Origin of the sequence: Rhodococcus sp. NBC_00297 (assembly GCF_036173065.1) — a bacterium.
Taxonomy (GTDB): domain Bacteria; phylum Actinomycetota; class Actinomycetes; order Mycobacteriales; family Mycobacteriaceae; genus Rhodococcoides.
This window is the reverse complement of sequence record NZ_CP108041.1, coordinates 515,981-535,287: the sequence shown is the minus strand read 5'-3', so window position 1 is coordinate 535,287 and position 19,307 is coordinate 515,981. Positions and strand designations below refer to the sequence as shown.

Here is a 19,307-nt window from a genome sequence, read left to right as displayed (position 1 = left end):
CTGGTGCCATGTCCGTCCGCACCGTTCTCGAACCCGGCACCGTCTCACCCGTTCTCGATGTTCCCAAGTCCGTCGAGCGTCCCGAGTACGCGTGGAAGAAGACTGCACGCGAAGGCCACGAGCCGTGGGTGCAGACCCCGGAGACCATCCAGAAGATGCGTCTGGCGAGCCGCATCGCCGCGCAGGCACTGCAGGAGGCCGGAAAGGCCGTCGAGCCGGGCGTCACGACGGACCGACTCGACCGTATCGCCCACGAGTACATGGTCGACCACGGCGCGTACCCGTCGACGTTGGGCTACAAGGGTTTTCCGAAGTCCTGCTGCACCTCGCTCAACGAGGTCATCTGCCACGGCATCCCCGATTCGACGGTCGTGCAGGACGGCGACATCGTCAACATCGACGTCACGGCGTACATCGACGGGGTGCACGGTGACACGAACGCCACCTTCCTCGCCGGGGACGTCTCCGAGGAAGCGCGCCTGCTCGTGGAGCGCACCCACGAGGCCACCATGCGGGCGATCAAGGCGGTCAAGCCGGGTCGCGCTCTGAACGTCGTCGGACGGGTCATCGAGGCGTACGCCGATCGTTTCGGGTACGGCGTCGTCCGGGACTTCACCGGCCACGGCATCGGCACCACCTTCCACAACGGCCTGGTGGTGCTGCACTACGACGAGCCCACCGTCGAGACGGTGCTGGAGCCCGGGATGGTCTTCACCATCGAGCCGATGATCACCCTCGGCGGCATCGACTGGGACCAGTGGAACGACGGCTGGACCGTCGTCACGCGGGACCGATCCTGGACCGCCCAGTTCGAGCACACTCTCGTCGTCACGGAGACGGGCGCCGAGATCCTCACCCTCCCTTGACCCTTCGCGGCGCCATTCTGGTCGCGGGAACCACCTCGGACGCGGGCAAGAGTGTCGTCGTGGCGGGGTTGTGCCGCCTCCTCGCTCGGCGCGGTGTGAGGGTGGCGCCGTTCAAGGCGCAGAACATGTCCAACAACTCCGTCGTCACGTTGGACGGCGGGGAGATCGGTCGTGCGCAGGCACTGCAGGCCCGGGCATGCGGTCTCGAGCCCAGCGTGCGGTTCAATCCGATACTGCTGAAGCCGGGCGGGGACAGGACGTCGCAACTGGTTGTTCGCGGTCGTGCCACCGGCACCGTGGGCGCCGCCGACTACATGACGCACCGACAACATCTGCGCTCGGTCGTGGCGGAGGAGCTCGACGCTCTGCGGGCCGACTTCGACGTGGTGATCTGCGAGGGCGCCGGCTCACCCGCCGAGATCAACCTGCGGGCCACCGATCTGGCGAACATGGGACTGGCGCGCGCTGCGAGCCTTCCCGTGATCGTCGTGGGCGACATCGATCGCGGGGGAGTACTGGCCCACTTCTTCGGCACTCTGGCCGTGCTCGACGCCGCGGATCAGGCACTGATCGCGGGGTTCGTCGTGAACAAGTTCCGCGGCGATCCCGCGCTGCTGCAACCGGGACTCGACACCCTCGAGACTCTCACGGGCCGACCGACGTTGGGCATCGTTCCGTTCAGCGACGAGTTGTGGCTCGACGCCGAGGACTCCCTCGGGACCGTGGCCGACGCACCGCTTGGCCGGCCCGCTCCTCCGATCGGATCGCAGTGGCTCCGCGTCGCCGCCGTGCGGTTACCGCGCATCTCGAATTCCACGGACGTCGAGGCCCTGGCGTGCGAACCGGGGGTGACGGTGCACTGGGCGACCGAGGCCTCCCGACTGGCAGATGCCGATCTGGTGGTGCTCCCCGGCTCCAAGGCCACGGTCCAGGACCTGGACTGGCTTCGTCGCACCGGTATCGCGGACGAGCTGGCACGGCGGGTGGCTCGCGGTGCTCCGGTCCTCGGGATCTGCGGCGGCTACCAGATGCTGGGGAGAACGATCACCGACGCCGTCGAGTCGAGTGCCGGGCAGGTGCAGGGGCTCGGCCTCCTGGACCTCGAGATCGAATTCGCGGCGGACAAGGTGCTCTCCCGGGTCACCGGGCATGCCGGCGCGGTCCCCGTGACCGGCTACGAGATCCACCACGGCCGGGTGACCCGAAGCGGCGACGAGCCCTGGTTCACGGGCACCGACGGCGAACCGGAGGGGAGCATCCGTGGACGGGTACGTGGCACTCACTGGCACGGCCTCCTGGAGAACGACGACTTTCGTCGGGCATTCCTCACGGAGGTGGCGGAGCAGGCCGGCCGCACCGGTTTCGTGGTGGCCCCGGACACCGATGTCGACGCGATGCGCACCGCCCAGGTGGACCTGTTGGCCGACCTCATGGAGAGCTCCTTCGACATCGATGCGCTTCTCACGCTCGTCGCCGAGGGCGCTCCCGCCCTGCCCGAACTGCGCGTCACGCAGTCGTCCGCCGCAGAATGACGCGTGTTCCCAGACCGGCCGCGGACGCGACGAGGAGTGGCAGCAGCACCATGGTCAGCAGCCGCGGTGCGTCGGCGACGGTCTCGATGACCGCGCCCCACCACCCCTGCCAGGTTACGACGAAGATCACGGCGCCGATCAGAACAGCTTCGGCCAGCACAGCCGTCCAGATGCCTGTCACCCGCCACCGCACGTAGATCGCGCCGGCCAGCATGCCGATGAGGTTGCACATCAGGAACGCCGCGATGAGGAAGAACAGTTCGATGGCGGCACTGCCCGCGAGAGGTGTTGCCAGAGAGAACGTCTGCATGCGCACACCGAAGCCGTCGGTCGCCGACTCCACCAGGGAGAGCGCGAACAGGCCGATCCCGAATATAAGGGCATGAACGACGGCGACCGCGACGGTGGCGGCGAAGAACTCTCTCCGTGTCACGCCCAGCCCGAGAGTGAAGGGAAACACCTGCGTGAGGATCTGAGCGAACAGGGTCAGGCCGAAGATGAAGACGAAGGTCGCCCCGCCGGTCTTGATCGACATGCTGCCATCGGGGACCAGGGAGAGAACGGCCCAGGTGATACCGACGATGACGGCCAGGATGCCGAGCGGCCACGCGAAGGCGAGCGTCCGGTAGTGGGTGTGGACGCGCATCACGGAGACGATGCGATCGCGAGCGGGGGCGGCGGGGGTGTCGAGCGCGGTGGTCATGACGGGGCGTCCTCTCGGGTGTCGGACATGGCGGGCAGCGCGGTCCGACCGCGTGCGGTGCAGTGGACGACGAACTGTTGCAACGACACGGGTTCGATGCCGAGCCCGTCGGCAGCGGCCCGGACGAGGTCGGCGTCGCCGAGGGGCCCCAGTACGGTGGTGCGGGCCATCGATCCGAACGACTCACGATGCAGCACAGCGTGATCCGCCACGAGTCGCTCGACGGCGGTAGCGGATCCGCCGATGGTCACGGCGCGTCCGCGAAGGTTCTCCGCATCATCATCGACCACGACGGTGCCGTCGCTAATGACGACGACACGGTCGATGAGGTCGCTGACCTCGTCGATGAGATGGGTCGACAGCACGACGGTTCGCGGGTGGTCCGCGAAATCCGCGAGCAGGTGGTCGTAGAACATCTGCCGGGCCACCGCGTCGAGACCGAGGTACGGCTCGTCGAACAACGTCAACGGCGCGCGAGATGCCAGACCCACCACAATGCCGAGCGCCGACGTCATGCCGCGAGAGAGCTTCTTCACCTTGCGCCCACGGGGGAGGTCGAAGTCGTCGGTCAGTCGACGGGCAAGGTCTTCGTCCCAGTCACGCATCAACATCGCCGCGGACGACAGGACCTGGCGGACCGTGAAGTCCTCGGGGTACTTCTGGCTCTCCTTGACGAAGCAGACGTCGCGCAGGACGGTCGCATTCTCGTACGGGCGGGCGCCGAACACTGTCACGTCACCGCCGTCCTGCCACGTCTGACCGGTGAGGATCTGCATCATCGTCGTCTTGCCGGCGCCGTTGCGCCCCAACAGTCCGTGGATGCGGTGCTCCTGCAACTCGAAGGTGACGTCCTTGAGTGCGGCGACGTCGCCGAAGGTCTTGGTGACACCGCGGACGGTCGCCACTGCCGCGGTCATCGCCGTGCCTCCATGGTCACGGAATCGACAGTCGACGCTCGCGACTGGGCGTCGATCATGTCCTGGAGTTCGGCGGTGCCGAGGCCGAGTTTGCGTGCCTCGGCCACGAGCGGCCGAACGTACTGCTCGGCGAAGCCCTCGCGCCGACGGAAGCGGAGCGCGTCTCGCGCGCCCGAGGTGACGAACATTCCGATTCCTCGCTTCTTGTAGAGAATCCCGGCCGTGACCAGGTGGTTCAGGCCCTTGCCCGCGGTGGCGGGATTGATGCGGTGGAAGGCTGCCAGCTCGTTGGTCGAGGGAACCTGGCTCTCCTCGGCGAGCGAACCGTCGATGATCGAGTTCTCGATCATCTCGGCGATCTGCAGGAAGATCGGCCGGCCGTCGTCCATCACCGGGACCATCGCGCCCGGAGACGCCGCAGCCTCATTGGTTCATTACTCATGTAATGAACCGTACAACCTTCGTCTCGGTCGTGGCAAGGGCTGCGAACGTGCAGGGTCGGGTAGCGTCGGGTCCCATGCAGCAGCAGACCGTCTCCCTGCCCTCCGGCGATCTGACCGTGCGAATCGACGGGCCGGACAGTGGCCACGCGGTGTTGTTGCTCCCGGCCGACGGCGACGGCGCAGACGTCTTCGACGACACCGCGGCGCGGCTGACGACATCGGATCTGCGCACCGTCACGCTCGAGCCCGGTGTGAGTCCGAACGACACCGATCTCGTCGCGCTGCTCGATGCTCTCGGCCTGCCGTGGGTCAATCTGGTCGGCAGGGGAGAGGGCGCCGACCGCGCCTGGTCGCTCGCCGCCCGCACGTTCGGGCGGGTGTCGAGCCTGGTCGTCATCGACCGGGGGCACCCGGCTGTTCGTGACGACTCCGCTTGCCCAGCAGTCGAATTGCGTACGACGATGGTGGTCGTGGACCCCACCTTCGCGGAGGAGGCGTCCGCAACGAGCCGCTACGTCTACGGCGACTACCGCGTCGTCACGCTCGACTCGTCGACCCCGGACGCCGCGGCCGCAGCACTGGCCACCGAGATCGTGATGCGCACCAGCGCCTGGTGATCATTCGCCGGGCGCGGTGAGGTAGTCGTTCCCCTGCGAGTCGCGGATGTGAACGATGCCGTTGCGAAGCTTCCGGTAATGCCACTGCCCCCGTGTCTTCAACCCGTGATGCCGGCGGCACAGGGGTTGAAGGTTGGCGGCGACCGTCCATCCGGCTCTCCGGGGGTCGGTGTGGTCGAACGGGACGACGTGATCGAGGTCGCAGTCCTCGCTGGGCACAGCACACCCCGGATGGACGCACGTCGGATACAGGGCTGTCACCAGCGACGCGATCGCCTCGGACGGCCGGTAGGTCAACGCCCCGGCCGGGGGTACGGCGAAGCCACCGTGGCCGTCGGGGTCGGCTACGGCGCGGTCCAGCGCCGATGGTGGGAGCGCGCGGAGACAGTCGACCTGCTCCCTGGCTTTTCGGTTTTTCGTGCTGCCCAGTTTCCCCGCGGTCGGTGTCCAGCCTGCGGGCATACGGCGGGTGCGGCGGACTTCCCGACCCGTGATCGGCACAGGCGGGTCGGGGACGGTGGGTGGGTCGTGCTCCGGGCAACGGCAGCTGCACCCCACCCGCGGTTCCGCGACCTTCGCGGCGGTGATCATCGCCTGCCACGTCGCATCCCCGGCGATCCTCCGTGCAGTGTCCGCAGGCACCGGCCCCCAACCCACGAGGTGCCCCGGCTCCCCTGCCAACCCCGCCGCCGTGGCGGCGTCGAGGACGATGACGGCATGATGGGCCGGTGCGGCCGGCGACGGCGCGTGGGCGCAACTCTCGTCGACGCAGTCGCACGGCAGAGGTGTGCCGGTGATGATCGCATGCGCAGCGTCGAACAACCGCGCCGGCAGCGAACTCGGATCGCACACCCCTCGGGCCGCCTCGACGATGGCCCGCTTCATCCCGGCGATCTGCTCTGCGGGGCCACGAACCTTCAGCTCGGCTTGACCTCGCGGCAGCTTCCTTACCGAGACGTACCGTTCCGTCGTCGCGCGCTCCCGAGCGATGCGGTGCCACTCCGCGTCGAACTCCGCGAAAATCCGATCGACCGCCGCTGCCACCGCACCCGGAGTGCACCTCGACGCGGCAGCGATCACCCGCTGCAGCAGCTCTTCGGTGGCGTTCGGAACCCCGGCCACCGACCTGCACACCGTCCGGAACGCCGCATACGCCAACAGGCCCGCATCGAACGCTTCCGCCACCGCAGGATGCGCGGTGCGAATCAGGAACAGCCACTCGGTCACCGTGCGCGTCGACACCGACAACGCCGCCGCGACCTCCGCCACCGCACAGATCTCAGCAGCCTCGGCGTCGAACACCCCACCCGGACCGAGCACCGCCGGCCGGCGCGACGACTCCTGTACGTACGCACACGACGCCGTGACTGAAAGCGCCAGAGCGGCCTGCGCATCACTCTTGGCAGCCGTCAGCTGGTCCACCGACAGTGTTGTCTCGTACATCGATTCACCCCCCGGTGAAGTCCGAACGCAGCGCCCCCCGACGCCAGATCAGACGGTAGCTCACCCCACCGACACACTTCGGGCCAGGAATGTCACGCCAGACGGACACGCCAGTCTTCTACGTCGCACTGCCCGTCATCGCCGTTGCCCGCCGCGATCACGGTGCCGTCCGACCTCAGCCCGAGGGTGTGCGTCGACCCGGCCGCCACTGCGACGATGTCTCGCCACGACGCGACATCGCACTGACCTCGATCGTCGTATCCCGCTGCGACCACGTGACCGTCGTCGAGCAGACCCACTGTGTGCCGACTGCCGGCCGATACGGCGACGACGCCGACCCAGTCGTTCGCATTCCCACCGCTCGCGCCGACGATCGCCACTCTTCCGTCGACGGTCAGAGCGACGGAATGGAGATGGCCCGCCGCGACCGACCGCACGTTCGTCCACTCTGTCACCGAACACTGACCTCGCGAATCGGTGCCTGCCGCGATCACGGTTCCGTCCGAGCGCAGTCCGACGGAGTGCCAGTCCCCGGCAGCGACCGCCACGACACCGGCCCACGACGACACCTCACACGCACCCTCGTCGGTGCGACCTGCGGCCCTGACGGTGCCGTCTGCAGCCACACCCAGTGTGCGTCGCCACCCCGCCGCAACGCCCACGATGTGCGACCAGTCGGTGACGTCGCACTGTCCGTGCGCGTTCCAGCCGGTCGCCACGACAGAGCCGTCGGCTCGCAGCCCCACGGTGTGCGACTGTCCGGTGTTGCGAGCGGTGTGCACGTTCCCTGCGGCCACGGCCACCACGTCGGACCATTCCTCGACGCGGTGACCCGTCACGTCACCCGCGAGAGTGACCGAGCCGTCGGCGCACAGTCCGACGGAGTGGCGACGTCCCGCGGCGAGGACATCCGCGTGTTGTCGCACCCGGCGTCCGATCAGTCGAGATCGAGTCCGAGGAGCGCGTTCTCGACCACCTCGGGCAGTGCCGGGTGGATCCAGTACTGGCCCCGTGCGACGTCGCGGACGGACTGCCCGAACGTGAGGGCCTGGATCAGCGGTTGGATCACGGTCGGCGCCTGCTCACCGATGATGTGCGCGCCCAGCAGACGGCCGGTCGCGCGGTCGGCGATCACCTTGCAGAGACCCTCGTCGTCCTCCATCGCCCAGCCGTACGCGACGTCGGCGTACTTCTGGACCTTGACCGCGATGTCGTATCCCTGGTCACGAGCCTCCTGCTCGGTGAGCCCCACCTCGGCGATCATCGGATCGGTGAACACCGCGGACGGGACGTAGCGGTGATCGAAGCGCTTCCACCCCGTCGTGTCGTCCCACGACGGCTTCAGGACGTTCTCCTGCACCACACGCGCCTCGGCATTGGCGACGTGCTTGAGCTGGTACGGCGACGAGACGTCGCCGAGTGCGAAGACGCCCTCGGCCGACGTGCGGCCGAACTCGTCGACCGCGATGCGGCCGTCGTCGTGCAGGTCGATGCCCGCCTCGTCGGCGCCGAGCTGATCGGCGTTGGGAGCGCGACCGATCGCCACCAGCAGCGCGTCCCCGCGTACCTCGGTGCCGTCCGACAGGGACACCACGACGTCGTCGCCGTCCTGACGGACACCGGTGGCATCGACCGAGAGCCGGACGTCCCACTTGTCCTGCGCGAGCGTGGTGAACTGCTGCGAGATCTCGAGATCCGACTTGCGGAGGAGGCGCTCCTTGCGTGCCAGGACCGTCACGTGCGAGCCGAGGGCCGAGAACACGTGCGCGAACTCGGCGGCGATGTAGCCCGACCCGAGCACGATCAGCCGCTCCGGAAGGGACGGCAGCCGCATGATGTCGTCGTTGGTGTGGAACGTGACGCCACTGTCGCGGATGAAATCGGGGACGGTGGCACGCGAGCCGCTCGCGACGACGACCTTGTCGGCGGTGACGACACGGCCGTCACCGGTGTCGATACGGCGCGGTCCGACGAAGCGCGCGTGGCTGCTGAACAGCGTCACGTTGGGCGAACCTTCGCGGCGGTACTTCTCCCCGCCGTCCGCGATGGGGTCGATCCGGCCGAAGACGCGGTCCACGATGTCGGTCCACCGCACCTTGTCGATGTGGGCGTCGATGCCGTACTTCGACGCAGTGGTGACAGCGCGGGCCACCTCCGCCGCGTAGACGAACATCTTCGTCGGGATGCATCCCACGTTGATGCAGGTGCCGCCGAAGATGGACTCCTCGAACATCGCGACTGTCAACCCGTCGAAGCGCTCGTCGAGAATCGAGTTGCCGGAACCGGTTCCGATGATCGCGAGGTCGAAATGCTGGACATCGGACCCGGTGTCCGCCGTGGCGCTCACGATCCGGTCGCCAGTTCTGCGTGGTCGCCGCCCGAGGGCGCGTCGGACAACCCGCTGCCGCGGTGCCGCAGCCAGTCGTCCATCTCGGCGAAGGCGCGTTCCAGCGGCTCGGGTGTGGAGAGGAAGACGTCGTGGCGGGCGCCCTCGATCGGGACGATCGTCGTGCGGTTGCCCAGGCATCCCGCCCACCGCGCGATCTGTCGGACGTCGAGAACGGCGTCCGCGGCGTCGACGTCCGGCACGTACGTCTTGGAGAAGCGCGTGACCTTGGATCGGAGGATGAGGGACGGCACGCCGATGTCGAGTCCCCGGTGCAGTTCCGCGTGGCCGCGACGGACCGCGCGGATCCAGCCGAGCTTGATGGGGAAGCCTGCCAACGGTTTCCACGACAGGTCGTAGTCCCACTCGCCGTTGCCACCCGAGCTGATGGAGAGGCCGTAGGTGTCCAGACCCTGACCCGGCAGCGCGCGCAGGGGAGCGACGCGGCCCAGGACACCGATCGCGACGGTTCCGACACTGCGCACGAGAGGCGGGCCCTGGAGGTCGAACCACGGACTGTTCAGCACCAGACCGGAGATGCCGGCGGCAGCGGCGCCCCCTCGGGTGCGTTCGAGACGATCGAGCCACAGCGGGACGATGAGGCCGCCCGTCGAGTGCGCCGCCATCAGGACCTCGGCGCCCGTCTCCTCGCGCACGATCGCCAGCGCCCGGTCGAGTTCCTCGTCGTACAGCGCCAGGTCGGACACGAAGTGCGGCGACTGCCCCTCGCCGATGGAGCGTCCGCACTTGCGCAGATCGAGTGCGTAGAACGCGTGTCCCAGATCGGCGAAGTGCTCGGCCAGATGGCGCTGGAAGAAGTAGTCGGTGAAACCGTGCACGTAGAGAACTGCGCCCTTCGGCGTCGCGGAACCCGTCACGGACCGCGTCAGGCGCACGAGTGTGGCCCGCACCTCGCCCTCGCCGTCCGGGTCGGAGCCGAGCGGTATGGTCAGTTGCTCGTAATCGTCACCGAGTACATCGGGCGCCCATGTAGTCACACTCACACAGTAATGGCCGCTTCGCAGGGGTGGCGAGGGGCACAATCGGGTACAGAGACGGTGACTGTCGCGGTGACGCGGCACGGCGCCGCGGACAGCAGCATCCGCACCGCACTCCCTGCCGGGAGTGCCGATGGACGAAGGAAGTCGATCCAGCAGTGGGCGAACACGATCAGAACAGTCAGTCCGGCACCAAGTCGGGATCGAAGGTGGAGAGGACCGACGTCGTCCTGATCGGCGCGGGCATCATGAGTGCCACGCTGGGCACGCTCCTCCGTCAGGTCGAGCCCACCTGGTCCATCTCCGTCTTCGAGCGTCTCGACGCCGCGGCCGCGGAGAGCAGCGACCCGTGGAACAACGCCGGTACGGGCCACTCCGCCCTCTGCGAGCTCAACTACACCCCGCAGGGCAAGGACGGCTCCGTCGACATCAGCAAGGCGCTGAACGTCAACGAGCAGTTCCAGGTCTCGCGGCAGTGGTGGTCGCACGCGCTGGAGGCCGGCGTGCTCGCCGACCCCAAGAACTTCATCAACCCCATCCCGCACGTCAGCTTCGTGCACGGCGAGGACAACGTGAAGTATCTGCGTGCGCGGTACGACGCGCTCTCGGGCAACCCGCTGTTCCCCGGTATGGAGTACATCGACGACGAGACCGAGTTCGCCCGTCGCCTCCCGCTGATGGCGAAGGGGCGCGACTTCAGTGATCCGATCGCGCTCAACTGGTCCGACGGCGGCACGGACGTCGACTTCGGCGCACTGACCAAGCAGCTCCTCAACCACCTCGCGGTGGAGGGCGCGTCGGTCAACTTCGGGCACGAGGTCCGCGACCTGTCCAAGAACTCCGACGGCACCTGGACCGTCAAGGTCTACAACGGGCGGACGGGCGTCACGCGCAAGATCGTCACCAAGTTCGTCTTCGTCGGCGCGGGCGGCGGCGCCCTGCACCTCCTGCAGAAGTCGGGCATCGCGGAGGCCAAGGGCTTCGGCGGTTTCCCCGTCAGCGGTGAGTGGCTGCGGTGCACCACTCCCGAGCTCGTCGAGCAGCACTCCGCCAAGGTGTACGGCAAGGCCTCGGTCGGTGCGCCCCCGATGTCGGTGCCGCACCTCGACACCCGCGTCATCGGTGGCAAGCCCGGGCTCCTGTTCGGGCCGTACGCCGGCTGGTCGCCCAAGTTCCTCAAGCAGGGCAAGATGACCGATCTCGTCAACTCGGTCAAGCCGAACAACCTGTTCTCGATGCTCGGTGTCGGTGTCACCGAGATGGCCCTCACCAAGTACCTCGTCACCGAGCTGCTGCAGTCCGAGACCGACCGCGTGGAGACGCTGCGGGAGTTCATGCCGTCCGCTCAGGGCAAGGACTTCGAGCTGGTCACCGCCGGACAGCGAGTCCAGGTGATCCGTCGAAAGGGTCGCGGCGGCGTGCTCGAGTTCGGCACCGCCGTGATCAACGCGGGCGACGGCACCATCGCGGGCCTGCTCGGGGCGTCACCCGGCGCGTCCACCGCCGTGCCGGCGATGCTGGACGTGCTGAAGCGCTGCTTCTCCGACAGGTACAGCTCGTGGGAGCCGACCCTCAAGGACATGGTTCCGTCCCTGGGCACCAAGCTGGCCGAGAACCCGCGTCTGTTCGACGAGATCTGGTCGCACACCACGCGAGTGCTGCAGCTCGACACGACCTCGGCCACCGGCCGGCAGGTCGCGCACTCCGGAACTGTGTGATACCACCATCACATGACGACGGCGACTGCAACACTCAAGCGATCCTGGGCACTCGACCTGTCGAACGAGACCCTCTACGAGCTGCTCAAGCTGCGCGTGGAGGTGTTCGTGGTGGAGCAGGCCTGCGCCTACCCCGAGCTCGACGGTAAGGACCTGCTCTCCGACACCCGCCACTTCTGGCTCGAGCGCGACGGCAGCGTGGTCTGCACACTGCGTCTCCTCGAGGAGCACGACGACGGCGAGAAGTCGTTCCGCATCGGGCGCCTGTGCACGCACCGCTCCTCGCGCGGGCAGGGCCACACCACGCGTCTGCTGCGGGCTGCGCTCGCGGAGGTCGGGTCGTCCCCGTGCCGCATCAACGCGCAGAGCTACCTGGTGGAGATGTACGCAAAGCACGGCTTCTACCCGGACGGCCAGGAAGTCCTCGAGGACGGCATCCCGCACACGCCCATGCGGCGCGGCGGCGGCAGTCCCTGGAGCGAAGGCGACAAGAACTGACTCGCCTGCACCGACACTGAACAACCGACGAACGTCTCGGAGAAGCCCGTGTGACTCGGGCGCGGTCCCGCCACTGTGACGTGGTCCGGCCTCCTTCAGGAGGTCGGATCACGGAGCCAGATCGCCGAGCGTTCGTGTCACTGCTGCGTGAGGAGACCACGCGCAGCATCGTCTCGACTCCTCGGCGCGGTCACCGAGGTCGAACAGGACCACACGCGTGAATCCCGGATATCCGTTCTCTGCCATCGTCGGTCAGGACCGACTGCTGTTGGCGCTCTCACTCTGTGCCGTTCACCCCGGCATCGGCGGCGTGCTCGTACGCGGTGAGAAGGGCACGGCGAAATCGACCGCCGTGCGTGCGCTGACGGCGCTGATGCCTCCCGTCACGGACTCGGCGGGCACCCGGCCCGCTCGGCTCGTCGAACTGCCCGTCGGTGCGACCGAGGACCGCGTCGTCGGGTCCATCGACTTCGAGCGCATCGTCCGCGACGGCGAACGCGCCTTCACCCCCGGCCTGCTCGCGGCCGCGGACCGTGGCCTTCTGTACGTCGACGAGGTCAATCTTCTCCACGATCATCTCGTCGATCTGCTGCTCGATGCGGCAGCCATGGGCCGGGTACACGTGGAGCGGGACGGCATCTCGCACTCCTACCCGTCGACCTTCGTGCTCGTCGGCACCATGAACCCCGAGGAGGGGGAGCTGCGCCCGCAGCTGCTCGATCGCTTCGGTCTCGCCGTGGACGTCTCCGCCTCCCGCGATGTCGACACGCGGATGACGGTCGTCCGTCGCCGACTCGACTACGAACGCGACGCCGTCGCGTTCGCCGAGGCGCATGCCGACGCCGACGCGGAGATCGCGGCCCGCATCGCCGGTGCGCGGGACCGTGTCGCCGACGTCGAGCTGCCCGACTCGGAACTGCGTCGTATCGCGGCCGTGTGTGCGGCCTTCGACGTCGACGGGATGCGCGGTGACCTCGTCGTCGCGCGCACCGCGACCGCTCACGCCGCGTGGCGGGGCGGCACCACGGTGACCGAGGACGACGTGCGCGTCGCCGTCGAACTGGCGTTGCCCCATCGGCGTCGGCGCGATCCGTTCGATGCTCCCGGACTCGCGGACGGCGAGCTTGACGATGCGATGTCGCAGGCGGACGAGGACGTGCGACGTTCGGAACCGGACACCGATCCCGATCCCGACCCGGACGACGGCGGAGGCGCACCCGATCCCGCTGCCGAGGACGGTGCTCCCGAACAGTCGAGCTCCGACGATTCACCGTCGGCCGACGAACCGTCTCCGCGGCCGTCGACCGGTGGCAGCTCCGGAACCGCCGCGTCCGGGGACGGCTTCGATGCCCGGCTCCTGCAGATCGACGGTGTCGGCGACGGCGCACCCGGCCGTCGCTCACGCGCGCGGGTGTCCTCGGGTCGTGTCGTGCGTGCGACCGACTTCACCGGCGGCTCACTCCATCTCGTCGGCACTCTGATGCGTGCCGCGGAGCGCAGGGGAGCGGCCGAGTCCGGCCGGTTGTCCATCGCGGGCGGTGACCTGCGCGGCGTCGATCGCGAAGGGCGCGAAGGCAATCTGATCGTCTTCGTCGTCGACGCCTCCGGCTCGATGGCGGCGCGCGACCGCCTGTCGGCGGTCACCGGTGCCGTCGTGTCGTTGCTGCGCGACGCCTACCGACGCCGCGACCGCGTCGCCGTCGTCTCGGTGCGGGGCAGCGACGCGGAGGTGATCCTCCCGCCGACCCGGTCGGTGGACGTCGCCGTCACCCGACTCCGCGACGTACGCACCGGTGGCAGAACGCCGCTCGCCTCGGGCTTCCTGACGACACGCGACGTCGTCGCACGTGAGCGGGTCCGGGAGCCGGGGCGTCGTGCCCTCGTCGTCACCCTGACCGACGGCCGAGCCACCGGTGGGCCCGATCCGGTGGGACGAGCCCGCCACGCCGCCGCACTGCTGGCCGCGGACAAGGTGGCCTCCGTGGTCGTCGACTGCGAGTCCGGCATGGTTCGCCTCGGACTCGCCCGTGACCTCGCGACCGCCCTGCGCGGCACCTACATCTCACTGCCCGAACTGTCGTCGGCGAGCGTGGCCGGCGTCGTCCGGGCCGCAGCCTGAGGAGATTCTCCATGCCACAGGGAGTTCCGGCACCCGGCACCGTTCCCGACGACGGCCTGACCACCAGGCAGCGTCGCAACCTCCCCATCCTCGCCGTCCACACGGGCCCCGGAAAGGGGAAGTCCACCGCCGCGTTCGGCATGGCGATGCGCGCCTGGAACCAGGGCTTCGACGTCGCGGTCTTCCAATTCGTCAAGAGCGCCAAGTGGAAGGTCGGCGAGGAGTCGGTGTTCCGCACCCTCGGTGATCTGCACGACGAGACCGGCGTCGGCGGCGCCGTGGAGTGGCACAAGATGGGCTCGGGATGGTCCTGGTCGCGCAAGCGCGGCGACGAGGTCGACCATGCCGAGGACGCCCGCGAAGGGTGGGCGGAGATCGCGGCGCGCATCCGCGACGAACGGCACCGCTTCTACGTCCTCGACGAGTTCACCTATCCGCTGCACTGGGGGTGGATCGACGTCGACGACGTGGTGCGCACCCTCACCGACCGGCCCGGCAACCAGCACGTCGTCATCACGGGCCGCAACGCACCCACCGCGCTGCTCGACGCCGCCGATCTGGTCACCGAGATGTCGAAGATCAAGCACCCCATGGACGCGGGTCGCAAGGGTCAGCGCGGCATCGAATGGTGAACGATCTGCCCGCCGTCGTCATCGCGGCCCCCTCGTCGGGCAGCGGAAAGACCACCATCGCCACCGGCATCATGGGCGCACTGCGCGCCGCCGGCAGGCGGGTCGCTCCGTTCAAGGTCGGCCCGGACTACATCGATCCCGGGTACCACGCCGTCGCCGCAGGACGGCCCGGTCGCAACCTCGACGCCGTCATGACGGGCCGCGACGCGATGGTGCCCGCGCTGCGCTGGGGTGCGAGCGGTTGCGACATCGCGGTCGTCGAGGGCGTCATGGGTCTCTTCGACGGTCGCATCGACCCCCACGCCACCGAACCCGCTGCGGAGGGGTCCACGGCCGCGGTCGCCGCCGCGATCGGTGCGCCGGTGATCCTGGTGGTGGATTCGCGAGGGCACAGCCAGAGCATCGGCGCGCTGGTCCACGGGTTCTCGACGTACGACCCCTCGGTCCGCGTCGCCGGGGTGATCCTGAACCGGGTCGGCAGTGAGCGACACGAGGCGGTGCTGCGACAGGCCTGTGACCGGGTCGGCATTCCCGTGATCGGGTCGGTGCCTCGCGCCGGCGCGCTCGAGGTGCCGTCGCGTCACCTCGGCCTGGTGACCGCAGCCGAACACGGCTCCGCCGCGGTCGACGCCGTCGCGGCGATGACCGAGCTGGTGTCGCGCCATGTCGACGTCGACGCGCTCGCTCGCATCGCGGCGACGGCGCAGGTTCCGACGGCGGAGCCGTGGAGTCCGGACGCCGCGGTGGGGGTGCGGATCGAGGGTCCGCGTCCGGTGGTCGCCGTCGCCGGTGGCCCGGCGTTCACGTTCGGCTACGCCGAGCAACCGGAGGTGCTGCGTGCCGCGGGAGCGGACGTGGCGGTGTTCGATCCGCGCCACGACCGGTTGCCCGAGGGTGCCACCGGCCTGGTCGTTCCCGGCGGCTTCCCCGAGCTCCACGCCGCCGAGCTGGCCGCCAACGAGCCACTGCTGCACGACATCCGGGCTCTATCCGACGCCGGGTGGCCGGTACACGGTGAGTGTGCGGGCCTCCTGTACCTGGCCACCTCGCTGGACGGGCACCGCATGGCGGCAGTGCTGGACCTCGACGTCGAGTTCGGGTCGCGGCTCACCCTCGGCTATCGAGACGCGGTGGCGCTGACGGGGTCGGTGATGTTCGACGTCGGCCAGCGCATCACCGGCCACGAATTCCACCGCACCCACGTCGTCCGGTCGGGATCGTTCGAACCCGCGTGGGCCTGGCGGCGCGACGGCAGCACCGTGCAGGAGGGATCCGTCGGCGCCGGCGGACGGGTGCACGCGTCGTATCTGCACACCCATCCGGTGGCGACGGCCCGGGGATTCGCTCGGTTCGTGGCGGCCTGCCGGCCGAACTGACCCACAGCGTCTCGGCGCCCGTCTGGTTGCATCTCACAAACTTCTGGTGTCTACTGTCGGTCGGATACATACCGAAAGATTGTTTGCACCCGGTTTCCTGGGGAGTGCATCCGGCGAGAGGGTCCTTCACATGGTCAGCAGAATGTTCGGTAGCGCACGCGTCTCGTGGGCGAGTGTCGGATCCGTCGTCGTCGCAGCGGCGGCGCTGGCCGTGGCGTCACCGGCCGCAGCCGGTGCCACCGAGATCAAAGGGTGCGTGATCACCTCGCCGGCAGACGGCACGGTCTGCACCGGTATGGACCTGAGCGGCGCGGATCTCGCGGGCTTGAATCTGTCGGGAGCCGACTTCTCGGGCTCGAACCTCAGTGGAGCGGACCTGTCCGGCGTGGTCGGATTCGGCGGCCGCTTCACCGGCGCGAATCTGCGGGGTGCGAATCTCGCGGGCTCGTCCTTCGGCCGCGCGGACTTCCATCACGCGTCGCTGGCGAACGCCGACCTGACGAATGCAGCACTGTCGGACACGATGCTCGATCAGGCAGATCTGACGCGGACGGGCTTGAGCGGCACGGATTTCACCGTGTCCTACCTGCGAGACACTGATCTGTCGCATGCTCGGTTCGCGGGCACGAAGTTCTTCGGCGCCCAGGTGTGCGGCGCCAACATCTTCGGTACCGACCCGTCGGCTGCGAGCAACCTCGACACGTCCTGCACGGTGTCCGAGGGTCCGGCAACCCCCCTTCCCGTTCCGGCACCTGTGCCCGGTGGGCTCTTCGGTAGTTGATCGACGTCGTCCACCGATCACGCCGCGAGCAGTCCCTCCAGGTAGTCCAGGAGCCGTGACACCTCCCGCGGGGCGCCGAGGACGACGACCTTGAGCCGGTCGCGTTGCGCGTCGTAGGCGGTGTTGACGCGCAACGGTTCACTGTCGGGTCGCGCGTCCCCGGTGGCTCTGGCGAGCAGTGCGGTCAGCCGATCCGCGGTCTCGCGGTCGACGGTGTCGATGTCGACGATCGAGGTGACCTCGACGCGATGCTCGGTGCGCAGTGTGGAGGCAGCCTGCCCGGTGAACGTCTCGAGGTCTTCGCCGGAGATGCGGTACTGCTTGCCGATGCGGACGGCGGGGAGGCGCCCGGACCGCACGTAGCCGCGGACGGTGCGCACGTGCAGCCCTAGCATGTCGGCGACATCGTCGACCGAATACATCCGCACAGTCATCCAAACAACGTAAACATCCCCTGTCGCACACGTCAATTGGGACATCTACGTGCCCCGTGGCGGCTTTTCCCGGACATGTCGTCGGGAGACTTTTCCGACAGGTTGCCGGTGAACGGCGCGGAAATCGGGCATTGGTGGCAATCTGGATCGAATGACCGACATCGACCAGAGACTGATCCTGGGGCCGTTCGTCCGCTACGTCAGTACCGATCGCGCGACCTTCTGGGTGGAGACATCGCACTCCTGCACCGTCACGGTCACCACGTCCTCGGGCGCCTCGGTGGACGAGCGCACGTGGGGTCTCCACGGGCACCACTACGCCCTCGTCGCCGTCGAGGATCTGCCGCAGAACTCCCTCGTCGACTACACCGTCGCGATCGACGGCGAGCAGGTGTGGCCCACTCCCGACCGCCGGGCCGTCGTGCACACGATGTGCGACGACGAGCCCGTCACCGTCGCCTTCGGATCCTGCCGGCGGGGTGACACCTACAGCGACGAGGCGTTGACGCGCATCGGCGCCGACGCTCTGGTCGGGCTCGCCGACCGTGTCGCGAGCGAAGAGCCCGACACCTGGCCGGATCTTTTGGTCTTCCTCGGCGACCAGGTCTACGCGGACGATCCGTCGCCCGAGATCGTCGAGCGCCTGCACGCCCGGCGCGAGGCCGGCGAGCGTGCTGCCGGCGCCCGCTCGGAGGAGGTCGAGGACGAGATCTGCGACTTCGAGGAGTACACCTGGCTCTACCAGGAGTCGTGGGGCGACGACCGCGTCCGCCAACTGATGGCCACGGTCCCGACGTGCATGATCCTCGACGACCACGATCTGCGGGACGACTGGAACTCCTCCGCGGACTGGCGCGCGGAGGTGACACAGGCGTCCTGGTGGGAGGACCGCGTGATCGGCGCCTTCTCCTCGTACTGGGTCTACCAACACCTGGGCAACCTGTCCCCGCGCGAACTCGAGGACGACGCGATGTACGCGGCCGTGCGATCCGCCGCGAGCGACTCCGAGCGTGAGACGCTGCTCGCCGAGTTCGCCCTGAAGGCGGACGCGGAACCGTCCTCGGCGCGCTGGAGCTATCACCGCGACATCGGCAACACGCGTCTGGTGATGATCGACAGCCGGTGTTCGCGTGACCTGTCGCCCGAGCGCAGGGCCATGGTCGACGACGTCGAGTGGGCATGGGTGCGCGAGCACACGCTGAAATCGGGAAAGGAGCACGTGCTCCTGGGGTCCTCGCTGCCCTTCCTCATGCTTCCGGGGCTGCACGCGGTGGAGCAGTGGAACGAGGCGGTGGCGCAGGGCGCGTGGGGGAAGCGGTTCGGTCGGATCGGGGAGAAGCTGCGTATCGCGCTCGATCTCGAGCACTGGGCCGCGTTCGGAAAGTCGTTCGGCGACATGGTGGATCTGGTCGACGAGGTGGTCGTGGGACCGGACGCGCCGAAGTCGGTCGTGTGGTTGTCGGGTGACGTGCACTGCTCCTACGTCGCGAAGGCGGAGACCCGCGTGTCGACGTCGACGTCTCTGTACCAGCTGACGATGTCGCCGTTCCGCAATCCACTGAACCTGCCGATCCGGGCGGTCAACCGCCTGGCGATCCGTCGCCCGGTGGCGAGGATGCTCGCGCGCCTGGCGCGCGGAGCCAAGGCGGAACCCGTGCACGCGGAGTGGAGCACGGAGGCGGGTCCCTGGTTCGACAACGGGGTGATGTCGTTGACCACGGACTCGCAGGCGCTGCGTCTCGAAGTGAACCACGCCGCGGTGGTGAACGGGCGTCAGACGCTCAGCACCACGGCTCGCTACGACCTCACGCCGTCCGGGGTGCGGCAGCGCTGATCGTGCCCGT

18 protein-coding genes are annotated in these 19,307 nt (G+C 68.6%); 10 read left to right on the top strand and 8 right to left on the bottom strand.

What is annotated here, in order from left to right:
• Nucleotides 1–8: 8 nt before the first annotated feature.
• Together map and OG947_RS02450 are read left to right on the top strand one after the other, a co-directional pair.
• Nucleotides 9–866, top strand: a complete 858-nt coding sequence (gene map / locus OG947_RS02455; RefSeq protein ID WP_222645338.1) for a type I methionyl aminopeptidase — start codon at nt 9–11, stop codon at nt 864–866.
• Nucleotides 863–2,398, top strand: a complete 1,536-nt coding sequence (locus tag OG947_RS02450) for a cobyric acid synthase (RefSeq protein ID WP_328813038.1) — start codon at nt 863–865, stop codon at nt 2,396–2,398. Before map ends, OG947_RS02450 begins: the two co-directional genes overlap by 4 nt.
• On the opposite strand, the gene OG947_RS02445 is transcribed toward OG947_RS02450, so the two are convergent.
• The 3 genes from OG947_RS02445 to OG947_RS02435 are packed head-to-tail and all read right to left on the bottom strand — an operon-like array spanning nt 2,373 to nt 4,410.
• On the bottom strand, nt 2,373–3,101 hold the full coding sequence (locus OG947_RS02445; protein ID WP_222637699.1) for an ABC transporter permease: 729 nt from the start codon (nt 3,099–3,101) through the stop codon (nt 2,373–2,375). The two genes, OG947_RS02450 and OG947_RS02445, sit on opposite strands and share 26 nt — an antisense overlap.
• A complete protein-coding gene (locus OG947_RS02440) occupies nt 3,098–4,018 on the bottom strand; it encodes an ABC transporter ATP-binding protein (RefSeq protein ID WP_328813037.1) in 921 nt (306 codons plus the stop codon). The genes OG947_RS02445 and OG947_RS02440 overlap by 4 nt, the downstream gene beginning before the upstream one ends.
• Nucleotides 4,015–4,410, bottom strand: coding sequence for a GntR family transcriptional regulator (locus tag OG947_RS02435; RefSeq protein WP_222637697.1), 396 nt, complete (start codon nt 4,408–4,410; stop codon nt 4,015–4,017). The genes OG947_RS02440 and OG947_RS02435 overlap by 4 nt, the downstream gene beginning before the upstream one ends.
• Nucleotides 4,411–4,535: 125 nt before the next feature.
• On the opposite strand from OG947_RS02435, the gene OG947_RS02430 reads away from it, so the two are divergent.
• On the top strand, nt 4,536–5,078 hold the full coding sequence (locus tag OG947_RS02430; RefSeq protein WP_328813036.1) for an alpha/beta fold hydrolase: 543 nt from the start codon (nt 4,536–4,538) through the stop codon (nt 5,076–5,078).
• Here the strand turns inward: OG947_RS02430 and OG947_RS02425 are convergent, their stop codons facing one another.
• The 4 genes from OG947_RS02425 to OG947_RS02410 form a co-directional block, all read right to left on the bottom strand.
• Complete coding sequence (locus tag OG947_RS02425; protein ID WP_328813035.1) at nt 5,079–6,521, bottom strand: HNH endonuclease signature motif containing protein; 1,443 nt, start codon at nt 6,519–6,521, stop codon at nt 5,079–5,081.
• Nucleotides 6,522–6,613: 92 nt separating this feature from the next.
• On the bottom strand, nt 6,614–7,447 hold the full coding sequence (locus OG947_RS02420) for an RCC1 domain-containing protein (RefSeq protein ID WP_082544492.1): 834 nt from the start codon (nt 7,445–7,447) through the stop codon (nt 6,614–6,616).
• 11 nt (nt 7,448–7,458) lie between these two features.
• Entirely contained in the window at nt 7,459–8,868 is a 1,410-nt protein-coding gene (mtr, locus tag OG947_RS02415) for a mycothione reductase (protein WP_056445014.1), read from the bottom strand.
• Nucleotides 8,865–9,905 (bottom strand): alpha/beta hydrolase, encoded by a 1,041-nt coding sequence (locus OG947_RS02410; RefSeq protein ID WP_027505059.1) that lies wholly within the window; start codon nt 9,903–9,905, stop codon nt 8,865–8,867. Before OG947_RS02410 ends, mtr begins: the two co-directional genes overlap by 4 nt.
• A gap of 158 nt (nt 9,906–10,063) precedes the next feature.
• Between OG947_RS02410 and mqo the strand changes: the two genes are divergently transcribed.
• From mqo to OG947_RS02380, 6 genes are all read left to right on the top strand, one after another.
• Entirely contained in the window at nt 10,064–11,623 is a 1,560-nt protein-coding gene (gene mqo, locus OG947_RS02405) for a malate dehydrogenase (quinone) (protein WP_081821172.1), read from the top strand.
• A gap of 12 nt (nt 11,624–11,635) precedes the next feature.
• Entirely contained in the window at nt 11,636–12,121 is a 486-nt protein-coding gene (locus tag OG947_RS02400; RefSeq protein WP_027505061.1) for a GNAT family N-acetyltransferase, read from the top strand.
• 217 nt (nt 12,122–12,338) lie between these two features.
• Nucleotides 12,339–14,240: a VWA domain-containing protein gene (locus OG947_RS02395; RefSeq protein ID WP_328813034.1), complete on the top strand. Its 1,902-nt coding sequence runs from the start codon at nt 12,339–12,341 to the stop codon at nt 14,238–14,240.
• A gap of 11 nt (nt 14,241–14,251) precedes the next feature.
• Nucleotides 14,252–14,872, top strand: coding sequence for a cob(I)yrinic acid a,c-diamide adenosyltransferase (gene cobO / locus OG947_RS02390; RefSeq protein ID WP_027505063.1), 621 nt, complete (start codon nt 14,252–14,254; stop codon nt 14,870–14,872).
• Entirely contained in the window at nt 14,866–16,248 is a 1,383-nt protein-coding gene (locus tag OG947_RS02385; protein WP_328813033.1) for a cobyrinate a,c-diamide synthase, read from the top strand. Before cobO ends, OG947_RS02385 begins: the two co-directional genes overlap by 7 nt.
• Before the next feature lie 130 nt (nt 16,249–16,378).
• A complete protein-coding gene (locus OG947_RS02380) occupies nt 16,379–17,029 on the top strand; it encodes a pentapeptide repeat-containing protein (protein ID WP_328813032.1) in 651 nt (216 codons plus the stop codon).
• A 17-nt stretch (nt 17,030–17,046) separates the two neighbouring features.
• Here OG947_RS02380 and OG947_RS02375 read toward each other — a convergent pair whose 3' ends face one another.
• Nucleotides 17,047–17,463 carry a helix-turn-helix domain-containing protein gene (locus OG947_RS02375; protein WP_027505065.1) on the bottom strand — a complete coding sequence of 139 codons (417 nt, stop codon included), beginning with the start codon at nt 17,461–17,463 and terminating at the stop codon, nt 17,047–17,049.
• A 151-nt stretch (nt 17,464–17,614) separates the two neighbouring features.
• On the opposite strand from OG947_RS02375, the gene OG947_RS02370 reads away from it, so the two are divergent.
• Nucleotides 17,615–19,297: an alkaline phosphatase D family protein gene (locus OG947_RS02370; protein ID WP_027505066.1), complete on the top strand. Its 1,683-nt coding sequence runs from the start codon at nt 17,615–17,617 to the stop codon at nt 19,295–19,297.
• The last annotated feature ends 10 nt before the right edge of the window (nt 19,298–19,307 follow it).